Genomic DNA, 20,592 nt, shown 5'->3' on the forward strand with positions numbered 1-20,592 from the left:
AAAGTTGCCTGGGCGGTTATTTTTTATTGTCTTTGAGAAGTTCAACCACAACTTTAATTGCTCAAAACAGGACTGGCAAAATTGTCAGTCCTGTTTTGATACCGTTAAATTCGGCGTAGTGCTGCTAATTCCGACTCGGTTAATTCATGAAACTGCCCTTGCGGTAAATCTGTTAAACGTAAGGGACCAAACGCTACTCGCTCCAATTGTAAAACTTCGTGGTCAAAGGCAAGTAGCATGCGCTTGACTTGATGATACTTTCCTTCAGTAATTGTTAATTCAACTTGGGTTTGTTGCTGCTTCACATCGCGTTGAATAATCTTCAACTGAGCCGGTTGCGTTGTGAAATCACTTAACTTCACACCTTTGGCCAAAATTGCAACCAACTCATCAGCAACAAGTCCAGATACTAACGCGCGATAAGTCTTCGTCACGTGGTACTTAGGTGCCAATAAACGATGTGCCAACTGACCATCATTCGTAAGTAACAACAAGCCCGTTGTGTCACGGTCCAAACGACCAACCGGTGCCAAATCACGATAATGAGGCAAATCAATTGGCACCAGATCCATTATTGTTTGTGCACGACTATCTTTAGTCGCCGTCAAATAACCAGCCGGCTTATTTAACAAATAATATTGAAATGGTTGGTATCCAACAATTGTTCCTGCTACGTTAACCACATCTGTATCTTGAACGTTGCGGCCGACATCTTTAACAATGGTCTCGTTAACCATTACTTGTCCTTTTTTAATCAGGACTTTGACCTCTTTGCGACTGCCTAAACCACTTTCACTAAGTCGGCGATCTAATCTCATTTAATATGCAACCTTTCACGTAAGCCACCAACGCGCGCACCAACAATCGCGTCGGCAATCCGGGTTCTAAGCACTAAGTAACCGTAAACTAATACACCTAACATCACTGCAATTGCCAAAACGACCGCCGAAACAATTTTACGTTCAATTGGTAAGAAGTGACCTAAAACTTGGACTGCGCCGAACGTAACCACGAACATCGCAATCGAAAAGCCCAACAACGCCAGTGCACGGCGAGCCGTTTGTTGCAGTTTAAAATGAAAATTACGGTATAGCGAATCAATCATTAACCAACAAGTGACAATCATGCCGATCGTCGTAGCAATTGTGGGGCCATAAACATTAAAAATAGCGATCATGGGATACTGCATCGCAAATTTAATCGTAATTCCAACCACCAAAAAGCCCATCGCTTTACCATTTTGATACAAGCCTTGCAAAATTGCAGCCAACGCGGTGAATAAGCCTAAGAAAATAGCCGAATACGCGCTCAGAATCAAGACGCGGGTGCCTAAAGCATCGTAACTATAGAAAAGTGTGTACAATGGTTTGGCAACGGCAGCCATTCCAAAAGCAGCGGGTAACATCACAATTAAAAATAATTGCAGAATATTCGCAATTTGTTGCGCCATATCTTTCTTATCACCACGCGCATATGCACCAGATAACAATGGAATCGCCGCTGTGGCCATGGCAGATGCAAATGAAATGACAATCATCACTAATTTATTCGCATTAAAGTTAAAAATCGCAAAGAAAATATCTAATTGCTTCTCACTGACCAGATAGAACTGATGCATCATGCCGTAAAAAGTATATTGATCAATTAATTGAAAAATACTAATGCCAGAACCAAGGATAATAAAGGGCAATGATTGTTGGACGATTTCAACAATCAACTGGCGCGGTGAAACGCGAACGTCATCATTAGAACCCGCGATCAAATGATTGAAGTTCTTACGTTCACGTAAATAAAACCAGACCAAAGTTAAAATACCAAAAATTGCACCGATAAATGCAGCGAAAGTCGATTGCACAACAGCAGCAACATAATTACCATGGCGCATTTCCATGATAATATAGGTCGCGCCTAACAGGTAAATAATCCGCGCTAACTGCTCCACAAATTGTGAAACTGCGGACGGCGCCATTTGCGAGTAGCCTTGGAAGTAACCGCGAAAAATACTTAGAAACGGAATAATCAAAACTGCAGCACTAAGCGAGCGATAGACGGGAATTTCTTGCGGGCTTTGTGCGTAAAGTGGCGCAGCAAAATACATAATGCCAGCGGACACAACCCCTAAGACCAGCATTAATTTAACGCCAGTTTTAAAGAGGCGCTGGCCAACCCGATACTCATTCAACGTGTTGTAATGTGCCACTTGTTTCGCAACAGCCCCAGGAATTCCGGCTGTGGAAATCAGCAGGAAGATACTATAAATGTTGTAACCTTTACCAAATAACGAATTCGCCAAGTTACCGGTTTGAGCATCGCCAATCATTGGCAGCCACAACATAATATAAACTGCGCCTAAAATTCGCGAAAAAATACTGCCAGCAGTAATCCAAGCAGATCCCTTAACTAAACTAGCTTGACTATCGGCAGCATTATTTTGGGCCGCTTGCGATGTTCGTGTTGAATGATCAGATTCCCGTGCCAAGTGATTACCCCTTTGATGGTTTGAAAAATTATTTTATGTTCATATTTGAATAGTCTACATTGTAACCTAAATCTCAACCTATTAAAACTTTCGTTGTGTATATTTAAGCATGTTTTAAATATGTCAGTCGATTTGGCAACTTTGAGTTGATTTTTTGTAACGACTACTTGTAATGTTAGATTTTTTTCGAGTTTGCATTACTTGTGGAACATGATGCGTTGGCGTGATGGCGAGAAGATGTTTGGTGCTAGAACGTAGTGGAAACTAAAAACTATTTTGTTGCGGTTCTTCACGCTTGCACAAAGGTTGGATACGGGGTGTAGCGCATGCCGTGAGGAAAAATAAATACTTTCGCTGGAACGTGGCGGACACTGCTTCCTCACTAAACAAGCAAGCTGGCAACCTTTGCGCAAGCGCTGAATTGACGAGTGGTTGAGTTGTCTCCTCTAAAATTTTTAGAAGTACAAATTTGAAGTTGAATCACACCACATCTCTTTTGTCAGTGCCGGAGGGAAATCGCGGTCAGCCGCGTCATTCTTGTTAATGGTTTACCATTTACAAGAAAGCTCGTATTTAAGACGAATGGGTTTTGATTCGGCTTAAATCGACGCTCGCAGCGTTCCACCAGCGTATTTCCCGTAGGCACGGAGATCAGCAACATAACAGTTCTAGGGTTTGCCACCTACAATAAAACTTGGGTTTGAGATGAATCAATTTTTATTCGGCGCAAATCAAAATCGTGCTTAAAAAAGTGCCGACGCAGCTATTCAGCTGACGTCGGCACTTTTAGTAATAGCACTATTTTATTTCACAACAATATTGACAATCTTACCGGGAATGACAATCACTCTAACAATTTGTTTACCGTCAGTGAATTTCAAAACTTTTTCGTCATTCAACGCTAAATCTTCTAACGCTTCATGATCAATATCTTTAGCAACTTGGATCTTCGACCGTAATTTACCATTGACTTGAACGATAATTTCGACCGTGTCGTCAACTAAGAATTTCTCGTCATAAGTTGGCCATGCAACATAAGTTAACGTTTCTTGATGGCCCAGTTTTTCCCAAATTTCTGCCATCATGTGTGGCGCAATTGGTGCTAACAATTTAACGAAGCCTTCCACATATTCGACGGGCAACGCGTCAACCTTATAGGCTTCATTGATAAAGACCATTAGTTGAGAAATACCGGTGTTAAAACGTAGCGCTTCGAAATCATCGGTGACTTTTTTGACCGTTTGGTTGTAAATCTTATCTAAGCGATGATCGTTAATTGTCGTAATGCGATCACGCAACTTATCATCATCATCAATAAATAAACGCCAAACACGATCTAAGAAGCGGCGTGAACCAGCTAAACCATCTTCACTCCAAACAATTGACGCATCCAATGGTCCCATGAACATTTCGTAAACCCGCAACGTATCAGCACCGTACTGTTCAACCACTTCGTCCGGATTAACGACATTGCCTTTCGACTTGGACATCTTTTCGTGGTTGTCGCCCAGAATCATGCCTTGATTGTACAATTTTTGGAATGGCTCTGGCGTTGGTACAACACCTAAGTCATAAAGAAACTTGTGCCAGAAACGTGCATACAGCAAGTGCAAAGTTGCATGTTCAGCGCCACCAATATAAAGATCAACTGGTAACCAATCTGCGAGTTTGTCAAAATCAGCTAATTTTTTAGAATTATGGGGATCAATGAAACGTAAGTAATACCATGACGAACCAGCCCATTGCGGCATCGTGTTGGTTTCACGACGTCCTTTACGACCGTTGGCGTCAACAACATTAACCCAATCTTTTAAGTTTGCCAATGGACTCTCGCCGGTACCTGATGGTTTAATATCGTCAGTCTTTGGTAAGCGTAATGGTAATTGATCTTCAGGAACAAGTGTTGTTTCGCCGTCTTCCCAATGAATAACTGGGATTGGTTCACCCCAGTAACGTTGCCGACTGAATAACCAGTCCCGCAATTTAAAGTTAATTTTGCGGCGTCCGATTTGTTTCTCTTCAAGCCAAGCAATCATTTTCTTAATTGCGGCATCTTTACCTAAGCCATTTAAGAAATCAGAATTAATATGCTGACCATCGCCGGTAAAGGCTTCTTTTGTCAGATCGCCGCCTTCAAGAACTGGTTTGATCGGCAAATTAAATTTCTGAGCAAATTCATAATCGCGCGTATCGTGAGCAGGAACGGCCATGATAGCACCAGTACCATAACTAACTAATACATAATCTGAAATCCAAATTGGTAACTTCTCACCATTAGCCGGATTAATCACGTAAGCACCGGTAAAGACGCCGGTTTTATCTTTGGCTAAATCAGTCCGTTCCAAATCACTCTTATGGCTGATTTCGTCTTTATACGCGGCAACGGCTGCTTTTTGTTCTGGAGTCGTAATCTGATCGACTAAGTCATGTTCAGGCGCCATCACAATATATGAAGCACCGAATAACGTATCAGGTCGGGTTGTAAAGACTGTAAAAGTATACTTCTGCTCGGTTGCATCGGTTGCAACGTCAAAATTAATTTCTGCACCGTCAGAACGGCCAATCCAGTTGCGTTGCATTTCTTTAATATTTTCCGGCCAATCAACTAAATCTAGATCATCGATTAATCGTTGGGCGTAAGCCGTGATCTTCAACATCCATTGACGCATTGGCTTACGATAAACTGGGAAGCCGCCACGTTCAGTCTTACCATCAATCACTTCTTCGTTCGCGACAACCGTTCCTAAATCTGGACTCCAGTTGACGGCAACTTCAGCTTCATAAGCAAGGCCTTTTTTGTACATTTGTTCAAAAATCCATTGGGTCCACTTATAGTAACTAGGATCTGTGGTATTAACTTCTCGATCCCAGTCATAAGAGAAGCCTAACGAATTAATTTGCCGCTTAAAATTGGCAATATTTTCTTCAGTGAACTTACCTGGCTCATGACCGGTTTGCAAAGCATATTGCTCAGCTGGTAAGCCAAAAGCATCCCACCCCATTGGATGTAAGACATTGTAACCTTGCGCCCGTTTCATTCGAGCCGTGATATCGGTTGCGGTATATCCCTCTGGATGACCGACGTGTAAGCCTTGTCCTGATGGATAGGGAAACATATCTAAAGCATAGTAATTCTTCTTGTTTGCATCTTCAGTGGTCTTAAATTCGTGAGCTTGTTGCCAACGGTGCTGCCACTTTTTCTCAACAACGGTGTGATTATATGTCATGTTGCGACCTCCATATTTTTAATATTTAAAGTTCAAATTAACTGAAAATTGTCACTGTGGTCTCCAGAAATCTTAGTAGAAATTATCGTTTGCGTGCTTTCGCGTCTTAAAAATGTGCTATGAAGCAACTGCTGGTGCGAAATTCAAATGGAAATCTCGCTGCATTGGCATGCATCAATCTTTCTATTTAAATTTAGACAGTCAACCCGACTTTCTTCGCACTCTACAAAAAGCGTCCTATAAGCATATGCTCATAGGACGCGCGACCGTGGTGCCACCTAGATTTGGAATTAACCCTCTCAACCATTAACGCTGGCACACGCTCGACTCTACTAATTTCAAGTTAAGATCCGCTGAACGAGTTCGCCATATTGTCTGATGAGTTCTCACTAACCACTCACTCCCTGAACAAAACCAACATAGCTACTATTTTCAGTAAGATTACACCACTTAATATACACCAGATGCTCTAAAAAAATCAAGTTCGACTTCATTTAACATTAGGTTTATGTCGTTTAACATCAGATTTAACCAATTAGTTTTTTTATCTCACTCACCAAAAGTATCATGCAGCTTAGTCAGGTTCAACATGACTGCCAAATTCACTACAACTATTCACAATATCGTCAAAAAGTCACCTAATCTTTGCAGCCCGATCACATTATCATGCCGATTAATTCATAAATCTCAGCTATTCTAATCCTAGTTAAAGTTGGCAGTGAAACGAATACCGAATTGCGTCTGCTGAATATCTAAGTTGCGCCGTTGGAAAAACTTTGGCAGCGCCAAACGGCAACACTAAGGCAATCAAACTTGGTTTTTCTCCACTGACAACGATAAGATAACAGGAATTGCCAGTTTCTTTCAATTCCCGCGATCTAATTAAAGGGATGAATTGCATTTGAGTCGAAGAAAAAGACATCAGCATAAATTATTATTGGGCCTAATCCTAGTTGTGCTCGTGACTACCGCCTTAATCTACCGTCATCAGATTCAAGCAACGAGCACTAACAGCACAACCACGAGTTCAACTAGCACGACCAAGACCGTTGTGACTAAAGTTGCACAGAAATTGACCACCAATAAATCCAGCACCGTCACCAAAAAAGCTGCCCAATTAAAAAACGCTTGGCAAAAAATTCTCGCTACCACTAACAGTCGCGTTGAAATTGCCGTTTACGATCAGAATACCGATCATACTTACCAACTGGCTAACGTCAACGCCACCACTGCAATCAAAACGGCTAGCATTGTCAAAGTCAGTGTCCTAACCGAATTGTTGAAGCAAAATATGGCAGGCACCTTAACGCTAAACAGTACTGACGAAGCCTATGCCAAACAAATGATTACCGAAAGCGACAATAATGCCACCACTTATTTATTGAGTAATCGATTGGGAGGCAACACGTCTATTCAAAATGTTTTTGCCGATTTAAAAATGACTAATTCTACGGCCAATGCTGCCGCCTGGTGTTACACAACCACCACCGCGTCAGATCAATTGAAATTACTCAACGCCATTTATTACAACGATGATAACTACCTGGCGACCAATTCCCGTGCCTATATTAAAAACCTCATGGCTGCCGTTGATACAAGTCAAGATTGGGGTGTCTCTGCAGGCGCAACCAGCTACCAGGTCAAAAATGGTTGGTTAGACGATCAGGACGGCAGTTGGATTATTAATAGTATTGGTCATATTTCCGCAACTTCAACTGACGACGCCGACTACACCATCGCCATTCTCACCGATCAAAATACAAGTGAAAGTTCTGGCATCACTTTAATCGAACAACTGGCTAAAGTCACCAATACAATCTTAAATAGCTAATTGCAAATCGACATGCTGAAGTATCTGCTGATCACTAATAGTGGCGCGACACGCCAAGTCACCTGTCCTGATGAAAACTAACAGCATGCATTAGCTGCTAAGGCTCATCAGATAATCGACGCCATCAAAAGCAGCGCGTCATTAATTATTCATGACGATATCCTAATGTTTATCCTGTTAAATCAATTAAACAGATACAAACAGACCGATATTTGCTCGCGAGCAGCCGAAACATCGGCTTGTTTGTATTTGCTTTTTTTACCTTCTTGAGTAATTATTCGGAATTGGGTGATTATTATTGTAAAAGTTACACAAATGTAACATAAAATATGCAGAAGCCTCAGAAAATTTCGTAACAATTGTTTATACTATGTTTATGATCTTATTTTGGTGGTGACGTGATGACAAAGGTTCATCGAGTAGACTTGGTAATTTTAATTTTCTTAGCGTTAATTCTGAATTATATTTTCGCGGGCAACATGTTTTCTGGTTCAATTGTGGCGGTTGACTTGATTTTCGTTTACATGGGTTATTTGATAACCGCAGCAACGATTGAACACGCACTGATTTCACCTAAAATTAATTTTGGTCGCTTATTAGGTAATCTCTTTAAATACTTTGTCTTGCCCATTATTTGCATTAGTTTATTGATTATTCCAGCTGCCTTGATCTTTGATCGCAGCCTCATTAACGAGTTGCGAGCTCAAATTATTGCCGCCTTCGGTTTTTCAAATAATTATTTCGAATTAACTAACGCGACCCGCATTAACTTCCTCAACACTCATGATGCCTTCTTTCATACTTGGATCATCGCCATTTTGGCCCAATTCTATGTCGGCTACTTCATCATTGCCGCACTGATCAAAAGGTTCAGTCGCAAGGTAAACAAGCCACTACAGCAAATGCGTTTCATGACTTATCTAGTGAGTTTGTTAGGTGTGTTGATTGGCCTGGTCATTCAAATCGTCGGTGTCTTTAATCAAATCAGTTATGCGCAACTTTATTTTTCCAGCTCAACTTATTTATTGCCTTTAGCAATTGGTGGCCTATTAGGAACGTTGTATGGTTGGCAACAAGTCCCTCAACACTTCTCAAGAATGGCGCATGCCGCTACAAAACGGCAGCCGGTATTTCTGATTGTTGGCGGCAGTATTGGTCTGTTCCTGCTCAGTCAATTCTTTACGATTGCCCATTATTGGCAATTTTTAGTGCTCAACTTACTCGGTTGTTTACTAAGCGTCATGGTGCTGCGTGGCATCAAAACTTTGCAAGCTCAACAAAATGTCTTGAGTAACGAACGTCTAGTTTTCGCGGCACATTTATTCTATTTACTGATTTGGCCAGCCTATTTAGTTCTCGACCGCTATTTTAATTCACTAATCAGTCTGGGAATTGGCACAGTTTGCGGCTTGCTCTTTATCAGTAGTTATCCCGCCATTTACCGTAATTGTGAAAAAGTACTGACATCAATCAAGCAACAAACGCGCGTGCAATTAAGTTTAGCCATGGTCGCTGTCATTTTACTCACAGCCACCTTCACGCTAATGAGCGCAACACAGTCTGTTAACGGCGCAACACCGCAGACCGTCTCATTAACAGCGCCCAAACATGATGCAGCGAATAGTTCTGCAACAACTACTGCTAATCAAAGTAGCCATGCCACTTCAACCAGCGTGCAAAAAACGACGTCCAAGTCCAGTACCAGTAATGCCAGCAAGGACAGCAAGTCAACAAAAGTCAAAAAAGCAGTGGCTAAAGAAAAAATTGCCACACAATTACAAAATGCCTGGCAAGAAATCTTGAATAGCACCAATAGTCAAGTTGAAATTGCCGTTTACAACCGTAAAACACGGCAGACCTATCATTTGGCGAATGTAGCTGAAACCACACCTTGTCGAACCGCCAGCATTGTTAAGGTGAGTGTGTTAACTGAATTACTCAAACAAAACTCACGCGGTACCAACACGTTAACTGAATCTGACAAGCTTTACGCTAAAAAGATGATCACACTCAGTGATAATGACAGCACCACTTATTTATTGAAGAAACGTTTAGGCGGCTATACCGCTATTCAGGACGTCTACGATGATTTAGGTATGACTAATAGTACTGCTAATGCCAGTGCTTGGGGTGACACAACCACCACGGCACTTGATCAAGTTAAATTGTTAAACGCGCTTTATTACAACAGTGGTAATTATTTAGATCAAACGGCTCGGACTTACGCCCAACAATTAATGGCTGGCGTTGATGCTAGCCAAGATTGGGGTGTCTCAGCGGGTGCGACCAGTTACCAACTCAAAAACGGCTGGTTGAACCAGACCGATGGCACTTGGATTGTTAACAGTATCGGTCACATCTCGGCAACTCAGGGCGCAAGGGTTGACTACACAGTAGCCATTCTCACCAACGAAAATTCCAGTGAAACCGCGGGTATTACATTGGTTGAACAACTTGCACAAGCAACAAATTCAATTTTAGGTGCTTAAAAGAATTGTTCAAAAATTCGCGCACGATTAATTCGCATCATTTTAATTAATCGATGATTTTGGAGGTAACTTTGATTGGCTATAACGGATTCAGCTTTTCAACAAATGATCTCAGGTAATTGGTATCCCGATTCAAAAACGCTCAGGGCAAAACGTAATGACACCAGATTAGCTCTTCAAGAAGCCCAACAACTTTTAAACAATGATGATCGAATTGCTAAAATTAAAAATCTCTTCGGACACACTGGGCAACATTTTTTCGTAGAAACTGGCTTTGAATGTAGTTTCGGTGAAAATATTAACGTTGGCGATGACTTTTACGCCAATCGAAATGTTTTAATCTGCGATGAAGGTTTAGTGACGATTGGCAGTCATTGTAAATTTGGTCCCGGTACAACACTACTCACGCCGATTCATCCACTTGATCCCGCAAAGCGCCAAACTGGCGTCGAAGCAACCGGCTCGATCACAATTGGTGATAACGCTTGGCTCGGTGGTAATGTCACGATTCTGCCTAACGTCACGCTCGACAAAAATGTCGTCGTTGGTGCTGGCAGCGTCGTCACCAAATCATTCCCCGACAACGTCGTCATTGTTGGCAATCCCGCTCATATTTTACGCACAATCCCAGCGGAAAATTGAAATTCTTCACTCAAAAATAGCAATCGCAAAGTTGCATTGTATTTGCTGATCAACATTGCCGTTTTATTCGATTAGATTTTAGTCGAACGAAGCAGTTTCGAAACACTTGAACTTTCACATTCAGTAACATCCAACAACATTCAAAAGAGAGGAATCAGGACAAAAATCCCGATTCCTCTCTTTATTTAAGCTGAGTTCGTTTTAGTCTAGTCTAAACAAGCACTTTCAGTGTACGATCAGTTTATTTATTTGTCATAGCCAGCATTTGCCACGTTTCCCAACTCTCTTAATAAGTATCAAAAACAGCGAACAACAATCAGGCTTTAATTTCTTGAGCGATAATTTCCGTCATTGCTTTTTCAAAGTTCGTAAAGTAATGCTGATCATAAAAGTCAGTAATACTATTTTGAACAGCCACTTCATCAACAAATTGATAACCTGATACGACTTGCTTGAGAATATGATGGAGCTTACCAATTTCGGCAATGGGGTAAAGAAAGCCAGTTTTGCCGTCTTCAATAATATCATTCGGCCCAGTAGGACAATCCGTTGAAATACAAGGCACGCCATGACTCATTGCTTCCAGCATCACCATTGGCAAACCTTCAAACTTCGAACTTAACAACAGCGCATCAGCCTGCTTAATTTCCAGCCAGGGATTTGTGACCCAGCCGTGCCAATTAACACGCGTGCGCAACTGTGGATGACGTTTAATATAAGCCTTGCACTTGACTAAGCCGGAACCGGCACCATAAAAGTCGATCACCCAATTACCGCGCAAATTTTGCAATGCGCCTAATAATAACTTAAGATTTTTTTGCCCACGATATTGAATCCGCCCGATAAAAATAAAATGCTTTGGTTCAGCCGCAGCACTACGCGGAATTAATTCTGTACTAGGCGTGACCGGATTATAAATCACATGAATCGTCGCCGGATCAACACCGTAGTGTACCATTTGCGTTGCAATACCACTACTAATGGCTAATTGAGCATCAGCGTCGGCTAAACTTGTCGGATCAAACCAGTTAACATCCGCTAACGTACTATGAATCCACGAAACAATCCGATAGTGACGCTGCAAACGCCGCCGAACTTGAGCCGCAACAAAAATCGGCCGTGAACCTAAACAAATCACCATATTTGCGTCAGTCGTGGCCATATAGTGACGCGTAAACGAACGAACAATTGCTTGATTTCGCGTTTGGTTGACCACCACTTCAACTTGTTGATCCAACCGCCGCAACCACTGCTTGTGCTGTGTTCCTTCCGTTAGTACCAACTGATAATGATCAGTTGGCCGCCGTGCTGCTAAATAATTTAACACCTTTAATAAAACAGTTTCAGTACCACCTTGCCCTGAAAGAAACGGCGTAACAAATGCAATTACCATCACGATATTCCTCCCTTTTAACACTAGCTTAAGCGTAACACAACTTAGAACCAGCAAGGTGAATAGTGACTTTAGTGTATTAGTCATCCAGATGCTCAAATTCTCGTCAAACTTAGTCGGCAAGGCTAAAATGACCTAATTCAAAAATACCTGGTCAAAAATGAAGCATCACAGCAAAATCAAATTATTTGACCAATGATGCTAACCCACTTCAATCCGACTCAGCACTTTTATAACGCGTTAAGCATTTTACGCACTCTTTTTTGTTGAGCAGCGGTCAATTCAGACCAACGTTGCTGTAATGTTGCGACAAACTCAGGCTGATTGGCTGGTGTTACCGCCGGCAAAGTCCGTTCAGCATGCTGTGGTACTTCTTTGGAACGGCAAGTTGTTAAATGTGTCAATAAAATCGGCCACAACTTCACAGCATCATCGGAATTTGCAGCACATAATTCTGCCAACACAGTCACTGCATTATCAATCGCAATGACGCTGCCTGTTTCAAGTACAGCAGTAATCAAATCGACTTGTGCAAAAATCTCAGCAGTTCTCAAATTAACAATTTCCGCCAAGGCAGTCATACTTCCCCACACAAGTCGATTATTCTTAGAAGTTAACCCATTCAAGAAAACTTGCACATTATCAGCGATCAATTCTGGTTGGCGCGCACCAACTTCATAAAGCACTTTGATACAATCGTTGGCAATTTTTTGTTTAGCCGTTAAACCGGCCACAATCTCTTGAATACCAGCTAGATCGTGACTGGCAACCAAATCCTCTGCTAGATCAATATTAAGTTGTTGACCTTTTGCACCTTGTTGACTAGCCAACTGTTCAATTCGAGACATTAATCAACCTCCGCTAATACTTTTTTAAGTCACACATAAACCAATCGAATTCTCTTTAATTATGCTCAGTTAAATAACCGATCTTTTGAAAGCTAACCTGCTTTTAGAAAAGCTAGCACTACTATCTGTTCAAGCATGATTTCTGAAATTTTGTTGTACCTAAGTGGCCCGAGAACTATTCCCTTCTGCCCATCAAATCGTACTACAAAACTAGCTATTTTTAAAAGTGTGCACTGTTGACCAGGCAAAAATAAATAGCGTCAACAATATAAAAAAACGTAACTGCTAATCTGCAGTTACGTTCTTACGTGTCGATCTAGCCAACAGAGCCTTCCATCTCGTACGAAATCAAGCGGTTCAACTCAACGGCATATTCCATTGGCAATTCTTTGGTGAACGGTTCAACGAAGCCCATGATGATCATTTCTGTTGCTTTGGCTTCGGGAATGCCACGGCTCATTAAATAATAAAGTTGTGTTTCTGAAATTTTCGAGACCTTTGCCTCATGCTCCATGGCGACATTACCGTTTAAAATCTCGTTAAACGGTACAGTATCCGACGTGGATCGTTCATCCATTAAAATCGTGTCACACTCCACATGAGCGAAAGAACCATCGCTATCGCGGCCAAAGCGAACCGTCCCACGATAATTGACAGCACCGCCATCTTTAGAAATTGACTTGGAAACAATTGAACTCGACGTATTTGGAGCCGCATGAATCATGCGGGCACCATTATCTTGAATGACGCCTTCGCCAGCAACAGCAATCGACAACATCGTGCCTCGCGCACCTTCACCATCCAAGTAAACACTCGGATACTTCATCGTTGTTTTAGAACCAAGATTACCATCGACCCACTCCATTGTGGCGTTCTTCATTGCTTGAGCGCGTTTGGTCTCAAGACTATAAACATTCTTCGACCAGTTCTGAATCGTCGTATAACGGCAATAAGCGTCATCCTCGACGAAGACTTCGACGACGGCCGCGTGTAAACTGTCAGAAGAATAGTTAGGCGCGGTACAACCCTCAACGTAATTCACACTAGCATCTTTATCGACAATAATTAACGTTCGTTCAAACTGACCCGAGTTTTCGGCATTGATGCGGAAATACGACTGAATCGGAATATCTGTCTTCACACCTTTAGGTACATAAATAAACGTACCCCCAGACCAAACGGCCGAATTCAAGGCGGCAAATTTATTATCATTCATGTGCACTAAGGTCCCGAAATATTGCTTCACCAAATCTGGATATTCTTTCAGCGCTTGATCAGTACTCATGAAGACAATTCCCAGCTTCTCGAATTCATCACGCATGTTATGATAAACCACTTCTGATTCATATTGCGCGGAAGACCCAGCCAAATATTTACGTTCGGCCTCAGGCACACCTAAGCGATCAAAAGTATTTTTGATGGTATCGGGGACTTCTTCCCAATCCCGATATTGCCGATCGGTCGCCTTTTGATAATACAACATGTGATCTAAATCCAAAGCGGATAAATCTGGGCCAAAATCTGGCATGGGCATTTTTAAATAAGTCCGATAAGCCTTCAGTCGATATTCCAGCATCCATTCTGGTTCGTTCTTTTCCGCAGAAATCTCGCGGACGGTCGCTTCAGTTAAGCCGCGGCCAGTCGAATAAACTGGCTTAACATTATCGCTGAACCCATAATCGTAGTTCTCACCGAGATCAGGGACGGTATTTTCTAACTCTTCATTATTTTTAGTGTTTTTTGTTTTTGCTTCACTCATTATTCTTGGCCTCTCCAATCGCTTGTTCTAAGGCTTTCCACGCTAACGTCGCACATTTAATCCGAGCTGGAAATTTGATAACCGTTGCTAGTACAGCAGCATCACCTAATGCATCGACATCTTCATCCTCACCAGAGTTGCCCATTAGCATCTCCAGAAATGTTGCAATTTCATGCTGAACGTCAGTCAGTGACTGACCTTTCACCAAGTCAGTCATCATACTTGCCGATGCTTGGGAAATTGAACAGCCGTCACCGCTAAACGCGATATCAGCAACACGATCATCTTTTAATTCAACCTGCAACTTAATCACATCGCCGCAAGTGGGATTGTTCAATGTTACCGTCTGATCAGCAGCAGCGAGGTCGCCGTGATGATGTGGGTGTTGTGCATGATCGAGAATTAATTGTCGGTAAAGATCACTTAAATTGCCTAAATTCATACTTGGAAGAACTCCTTTGTTTCAACAAGTGCTGCGCAGAGTCGATCAACATCAGCTTGATTGTTGTACAAACCAAAGCTGGCTCGCGTTGTCGCAGAAACACCTAGCGCCTGCATTAAAGGTTGCGCACAATGATGTCCTGCACGAACAGCAACGCCTTGTGTATCCAAAACTGTTGCCACATCATGAGGATGAACACCATTTAAATTAAAGGTGATCAAAGCTGAACGTGTTGGTCCAGCAGGCGGTCCGTAAATTGTCAAACCTTCAATAGCTGCTAGTTGCGCATAAGCAGCGTTAACTAATTCCTGTTCATGTGCTTCAATCGCTGGCCAGCCAATTGCTTCGATGTAAGCCAATGCCGCACCCAAACCAATTGCCTGGGCAATCGGCATTGTGCCTGCTTCAAACTTCTCTGGGGCAGGTTTAAAGTCAGTGATTTGACGCTGAACCAGATTAATCATTTCGCCGCCAAACTCAACTGGATTCATTAAGGTTAACAATTCCCGCTTGCCATACAGTACCCCAATACCAGTTGGTCCGTAAACTTTGTGGCCTGAAAAAGCATAAAAATCGCAATCAAGGTCCTGCATATCAACCTTAAAATGACCAACAGCCTGTGCACCATCGACGACGACGTAGGCACCGACATCATGAGCCATCTTAGTCATTTGTTTAACGGGATTAATTGTTCCCAAGACATTCGACACATGTGTAAAAGCGACAATTTTGGTTTTAGCACTTAACAAATCAGCATACTGAGCTAAATCAAGTTCACCTTGCTCATTTATTTCTACATAACGTAACTTTACACCGGCGCGTTGGGCGGCCTGTTGCCACGGCACAAGATTACTATGATGTTCCATCACTGTAATGATAATTTCATCACCAGCCTGCAAGACTTGACTCGCAAAACCTAAGGCGACCCAATTCAAACTAGTTGTCGTTCCCCGGGTGAAAATAACTTCGTCCGTTGCGGCATGAATGAACTTGGCAACGTGTTGTCGCACACCTTCGTACCCTTCAGTCGCTCGTTCAGCTAAGGTATAAACGCCACGATGAATATTGGCATTGTCATGTTCATAATAATGGGTTAATGCGTCAATCACAGCCTGCGGTTTTTGCGTCGTTGCCGCATTGTCTAAGTAGGTTAATGGCTCACCATTAATTTTTTCGTTGAGAATGGGGAAATCATTCCGCGCTATCGCGATGTTTTTGACCATCAATTAACTTCCTTTCAATGGTACGCTTCAAGGCATCACGTGCCTCAGCCGAAGGAATCTCGGCCAAAACAGAACCTAAGAATCCACGAATCACTAATCGTTCTGCCACATCTTTCGACAGACCACGGCTCATTAAATAATACATTTGTGATTGATCAACACGACCAACAGAGGCTGCGTGACCAGCACGAACATCATTTTCGTCAATTAAGAGAATAGGATTAGCATCACCGCGTGCAGTCCGCGACAACATCAAGACTCGGTTCTCTTGTTGCGCATCAGAATCACGTGCGCCACGTACAATATGCCCAATACCATTAAAGATTAACGTCGCATCCGACAAAATCACACCGTGTTGTAAAATATTACCTTCTGTATGTTGACCGTAGTTCGTAATCCGGGTCGTCACACCTTGAGACTGACTTCCGGTTGCAATCGCCACGGCCTTAAACTCTGTATGACTACCTTCACCAACCAAATCCGTATTAAAATCTGATAAAATATCGCCGTCATTCATTAAGCCGAGTGCCCAATCAAGCCGCGCATTTTTCATTAGATACGCGCGCCGAGCCAAATATGCAACCGTTTGTATGCGATCAATCGCGGTAAAGTGAACGTGAGCACCTTGCTCAAGAATTAATTCTTCAACGATATTTCCACTAATTACTTGCTCATCGTCAGATTGCCGACTTTCCAAAATCGTCAGGTCGCTATCCTCACCAGCAACGAGCAAGACATGATGGACATAAGTTTGTCCTGTTGTTGTATCTTGCTGAAAATTCAGCGTCAGTGGTTCCGTCAATTTAACATTTTGCGGAACGTAGATGAAAACACCACTATTGACCGACGCCGCGTGATAAGCCGCCAGTTGATGTGCAGATTTTGGTAATGCCAGTGTCATATAATACTTAGCAAATAACTCCGGATATTGCGCCTGGGCCGTAAAAAAGTCTAAGACAACAACGCCGGTTGCTTGCGCCTCTGCAGACAGTTTAATCGTGGCTGGTTTTGTCCCTTGTTGATCGACGTTTACTGTTATTGGTTGTTGAGCCACAACAGACGTATTATTTGCAACGAAAGGTTGACCTTCATCTAATAACCAACGGCGATAATTAATCTTGGGAAACTCTGCCAACGGTAAATCTAAATATTGTTGCAAGGCAGTCATACGGATGGCGGTCATCGCAGCAGTTTCGTGATGCGCTTGACTGAACGCCTTTAAGTCAGCTGCAGTTGTAAAAGGTTGTTTTTTCACAGAACTCACCTCCTACTCTTCATCCGTCAATTTAACATCAAGACCTAATTCATCACGTAAACCAGCGTACCCTTCATCTTCCAGTTTAGTTGCCAAACTAGCGTTACCAGATTTAACGACTTTACCACCCATCATCACGTGAACAACATCAGGCGTAATATAATCCAACAACCGTTCATAGTGTGTAATAATCAAGGCGCCAAAATCGTCACTACGCATTGAATTAACACCCTTAGCAACAACTTTCATCGCATCAATATCGAGACCAGAATCAATTTCGTCAAGAATGGCAAAGGTTGGTTTTATCATCAATAATTGCAAAATTTCATTACGTTTCTTCTCGCCGCCAGAAAAGCCTTGGTTCAAATAACGCTCAGCCATTTTTTCATTCATATCTAATATTTCAAGATTCTTATCTAGCTCTTTAATGAAAGCTCGTACAGAAATCGGATTATCTTCAGGGCGCCGAGCATTAATTGCTGACCGCATAAATTCAGCGTTAGTCACACCCATAATCTCTGCAGGATACTGCATCCCTAAGAACAAACCGGCGCGAGCGCGTTCGTCAACAGGTTTACCTAGTAAACTCTCACCGTTTAAAATAATATCGCCTTCAGTAATCGTGTAGCGCGGATTGCCCATGATTGTTTCCGAAAGTGTTGATTTACCAGTTCCATTCGGACCCATAATGGCATGAATCTCACCACTATTCATTGAAAGGTTAACACCCTTGAGGATTTCTTTGTGCTCACTCTCATCATCCACGCGGACGTGAAGATTTTTGACCGTTAAGTTTGCCATAATTTACCTCACTATTTTAATTTACGAATATACCAATTCTATATAACCACCTAATTCTATTACTGCCTAAAATCAATTGCAACCGTCAGCGGCCAATTAGAATGACTATTATCTAAATCACATCTCACCGCGAAAATTCTAAATAGTTTATTTCAAATCTAAGTTTGTTCGTCAACGATCAGTCCTAGAACTGTTATTTTGTACTTCTTCGTGCCTGCGGGAAATACGCTGGTGGAACGCTGCGAGCATCGGTTTGAGCCGAATGAAACTAATTTATCTTGAATGTGAACTTTATTCAGAGCGGTAAGCCCTAGAACTGTTATGCTGTGGTTCTTCGTGCCTGTGGGAAATGCGCTGGTGGAACGCTGCGAGCTTGGTTTGAGCCGAATAAAAACCGATTCGTCTCAAACTCAAGCTTTCTTGTAAATGGTAAACCATTAACAAGAATTCCGCGGCTGACTACGATTTTCCTCCGGCACTGACAAAAGTGCGTTAGTGCCGCCTTAACCACAATTTTGTGTTTCTAAATATTAGAAGGTAATTCAACCACACACCAATTCAGTGCTTGCGCAAAGGTTGCCATCTTGCTTGCTAAGTGGCGGCAAATAAATACCGCTCAGTAGTGACATTAATGTTAGCAATTTATTGCTTACATTAAGGCTCGTATTTGAGACGATTTGCCCTTCAATCGGCTCAAATCGACGCCCACTACGTTCCAGCGAAAGTATTTATTTGCCGCCACGATATCCACCACATCTCATCAGCAACCTTTGCACAAGCGCGAACAACCACAACATAGCAGCTTTGGTTTCCACCACTTTGATTAGTTCCAGCGAAAGTATTTATTTACCGCCACGGTATCCGCCACCATCTCATTAGCAACCTTTGTACAAGCGCGGAGAACCACAACAATTTTGTCAAAAAAAGCCACAACGAAGAAAAATTCGTCATGACTTCTTTTAATTAACGCTGATTAACGCGACTGTACATGTAGCTCTTATAATGATAGCGCATCGACATAATCAGACCAATACCAATCATATTCCCTAACAATGCCGAACCACCCTGCGATACGAACGGCAATGGAATACCCGTCAGCGGCAAGAGACCGATACTCATCCCGATGTTTTCAAAGACGTGAAACAAAATCATCATGATCACACCAGTTGAAACATAGGCGTAAAATTCATTTTTTGTATCGAACGTTACCTTGATCATTTGATAAATCAACATGAAGTACACCAGGATCAAGAAGCAACCACCGATAAAGCCAAAATTCTCACCAATCACTGAGAAAATCATATCTGATTCTCGAACGGGTACATAAACCTTTGAAACGTTAAACCCACGACCGGTCATTCGTCCGGAACCAATTGCTTTCATACTTTGCCATAATTGATAACCACTGTTACTCGTATCTTGCGAAGGATTTAACCAGTTATTAATTCGATCAAATTGATAGGCATGAAAGCCAATCATCCCCAGTAAACTTCGTCCCCAAGAAGTGGTAACTAATAAAATGGCTAAGCCACCCACTAACACTACAGCAGCAATCGCCGGCGCCAAGATTTTCCACGTTATGCCGGAAACTAAAACCACACCACTAAAAATCGCCAGAAAGACCAACATCGTCCCAAAATCATTTTGTAGTTTTAACAAAACAAGAATAGGCAATGTCCAAATTAACATTTTACCTAGGAGCCTAAAATCATTCTGAACCGTGTGTTTGAATTTCGAATTATGCTGAGTGACGACGCGTCCTAACATGATAATGAAAGCTGGTTTCATAACTTCTGATGGCTGAAAGGTAAAGCTACCAATGGCAAACCAACTTCTAGCACCATTTGACGCCGCACGTTGACGATCATACAAGAACAGAACAGAAATTAACAGAATAATTCCTAATCCATAAGCATAAGGTGCAATTTTCCAAAGTTGGCCAACGTCGAATTGCATGATGACAATCACCGCAATGCCACCAATTACGTACCAAGCCAGTTGCATGACAACGGCACGCAATGGTGTGCTAGTGGGACTGGTATCATGAACCGTCGCCACATAAATCGCCATGATACTAAAAATAGCCAAGATTAAAATCGACAAAAGAATACCGTAATCAATACGATCGGTATTTCCACTCCACGAATGTTTTCTAGCTGGCATACTAACCTACCTTTTATCGTTCTCTTTAAAAATAAACCAC

The 20,592-nt window shown here is 42.1% G+C and carries 14 protein-coding genes; 3 read left to right on the forward strand and 11 right to left on the reverse strand.

Annotation, left to right across the window (positions count from 1 at the left end):
• Window positions 1-104 precede the first annotated feature (104 nt).
• The 3 genes from EKM65_RS02385 to leuS form a co-directional block, all read right to left on the reverse strand.
• The gene (locus EKM65_RS02385) at window positions 105-818 is read right to left on the reverse strand and encodes a pseudouridine synthase (protein ID WP_125605128.1); all 714 of its coding nucleotides are present in this window, start codon (window positions 816-818) and stop codon (window positions 105-107) included.
• Entirely contained in the window at window positions 815-2,479 is a 1,665-nt protein-coding gene (locus tag EKM65_RS02390) for a putative polysaccharide biosynthesis protein (protein WP_125605130.1), read from the reverse strand. Before EKM65_RS02390 ends, EKM65_RS02385 begins: the two co-directional genes overlap by 4 nt.
• Window positions 2,480-3,282: 803 nt before the next feature.
• The gene (gene leuS, locus EKM65_RS02395; protein ID WP_125605132.1) at window positions 3,283-5,706 is read right to left on the reverse strand and encodes a leucine--tRNA ligase; all 2,424 of its coding nucleotides are present in this window, start codon (window positions 5,704-5,706) and stop codon (window positions 3,283-3,285) included.
• 901 nt (window positions 5,707-6,607) lie between these two features.
• Here leuS and EKM65_RS02400 point away from each other — a divergent pair.
• From EKM65_RS02400 to EKM65_RS02410, 3 genes are all read left to right on the forward strand, one after another.
• Entirely contained in the window at window positions 6,608-7,537 is a 930-nt protein-coding gene (locus EKM65_RS02400; RefSeq protein WP_125605134.1) for a serine hydrolase, read from the forward strand.
• Window positions 7,538-7,938: 401 nt separating this feature from the next.
• The gene (locus EKM65_RS02405; protein ID WP_125605136.1) at window positions 7,939-10,026 is read left to right on the forward strand and encodes a serine hydrolase; all 2,088 of its coding nucleotides are present in this window, start codon (window positions 7,939-7,941) and stop codon (window positions 10,024-10,026) included.
• 105 nt (window positions 10,027-10,131) lie between these two features.
• The gene (locus EKM65_RS02410; protein ID WP_164506789.1) at window positions 10,132-10,668 is read left to right on the forward strand and encodes a sugar O-acetyltransferase; all 537 of its coding nucleotides are present in this window, start codon (window positions 10,132-10,134) and stop codon (window positions 10,666-10,668) included.
• A gap of 316 nt (window positions 10,669-10,984) precedes the next feature.
• Here EKM65_RS02410 and EKM65_RS02415 read toward each other — a convergent pair whose 3' ends face one another.
• The 8 genes from EKM65_RS02415 to EKM65_RS02450 form a co-directional block, all read right to left on the reverse strand.
• Complete coding sequence (locus EKM65_RS02415; RefSeq protein ID WP_164506784.1) at window positions 10,985-12,061, reverse strand: glycosyltransferase; 1,077 nt, start codon at window positions 12,059-12,061, stop codon at window positions 10,985-10,987.
• Window positions 12,062-12,291: 230 nt separating this feature from the next.
• A complete protein-coding gene (locus tag EKM65_RS02420; protein ID WP_125605141.1) occupies window positions 12,292-12,909 on the reverse strand; it encodes a hypothetical protein in 618 nt (205 codons plus the stop codon).
• 316 nt (window positions 12,910-13,225) lie between these two features.
• The gene (gene sufB / locus EKM65_RS02425) at window positions 13,226-14,668 is read right to left on the reverse strand and encodes a Fe-S cluster assembly protein SufB (protein ID WP_125605143.1); all 1,443 of its coding nucleotides are present in this window, start codon (window positions 14,666-14,668) and stop codon (window positions 13,226-13,228) included.
• Window positions 14,661-15,110 carry a Fe-S cluster assembly sulfur transfer protein SufU gene (gene sufU / locus EKM65_RS02430; RefSeq protein WP_125605145.1) on the reverse strand — a complete coding sequence of 150 codons (450 nt, stop codon included), beginning with the start codon at window positions 15,108-15,110 and terminating at the stop codon, window positions 14,661-14,663. Before sufU ends, sufB begins: the two co-directional genes overlap by 8 nt.
• A complete protein-coding gene (locus EKM65_RS02435; RefSeq protein WP_125605147.1) occupies window positions 15,107-16,333 on the reverse strand; it encodes an aminotransferase class V-fold PLP-dependent enzyme in 1,227 nt (408 codons plus the stop codon). The genes sufU and EKM65_RS02435 overlap by 4 nt, the downstream gene beginning before the upstream one ends.
• Window positions 16,302-17,588, reverse strand: coding sequence for a Fe-S cluster assembly protein SufD (sufD, locus tag EKM65_RS02440; protein WP_225420376.1), 1,287 nt, complete (start codon window positions 17,586-17,588; stop codon window positions 16,302-16,304). The genes EKM65_RS02435 and sufD overlap by 32 nt, the downstream gene beginning before the upstream one ends.
• Window positions 17,589-17,600: 12 nt before the next feature.
• A complete protein-coding gene (sufC, locus tag EKM65_RS02445) occupies window positions 17,601-18,389 on the reverse strand; it encodes a Fe-S cluster assembly ATPase SufC (protein ID WP_125605149.1) in 789 nt (262 codons plus the stop codon).
• Between the two features lie 963 nt (window positions 18,390-19,352).
• The gene (locus EKM65_RS02450; RefSeq protein WP_125605151.1) at window positions 19,353-20,552 is read right to left on the reverse strand and encodes an FtsW/RodA/SpoVE family cell cycle protein; all 1,200 of its coding nucleotides are present in this window, start codon (window positions 20,550-20,552) and stop codon (window positions 19,353-19,355) included.
• Window positions 20,553-20,592: the final 40 nt, after the last annotated feature.

Origin of the sequence: Lapidilactobacillus bayanensis, from assembly GCF_003946695.1 — a bacterium.
GTDB lineage: Bacteria > Bacillota > Bacilli > Lactobacillales > Lactobacillaceae > Lapidilactobacillus > Lapidilactobacillus bayanensis.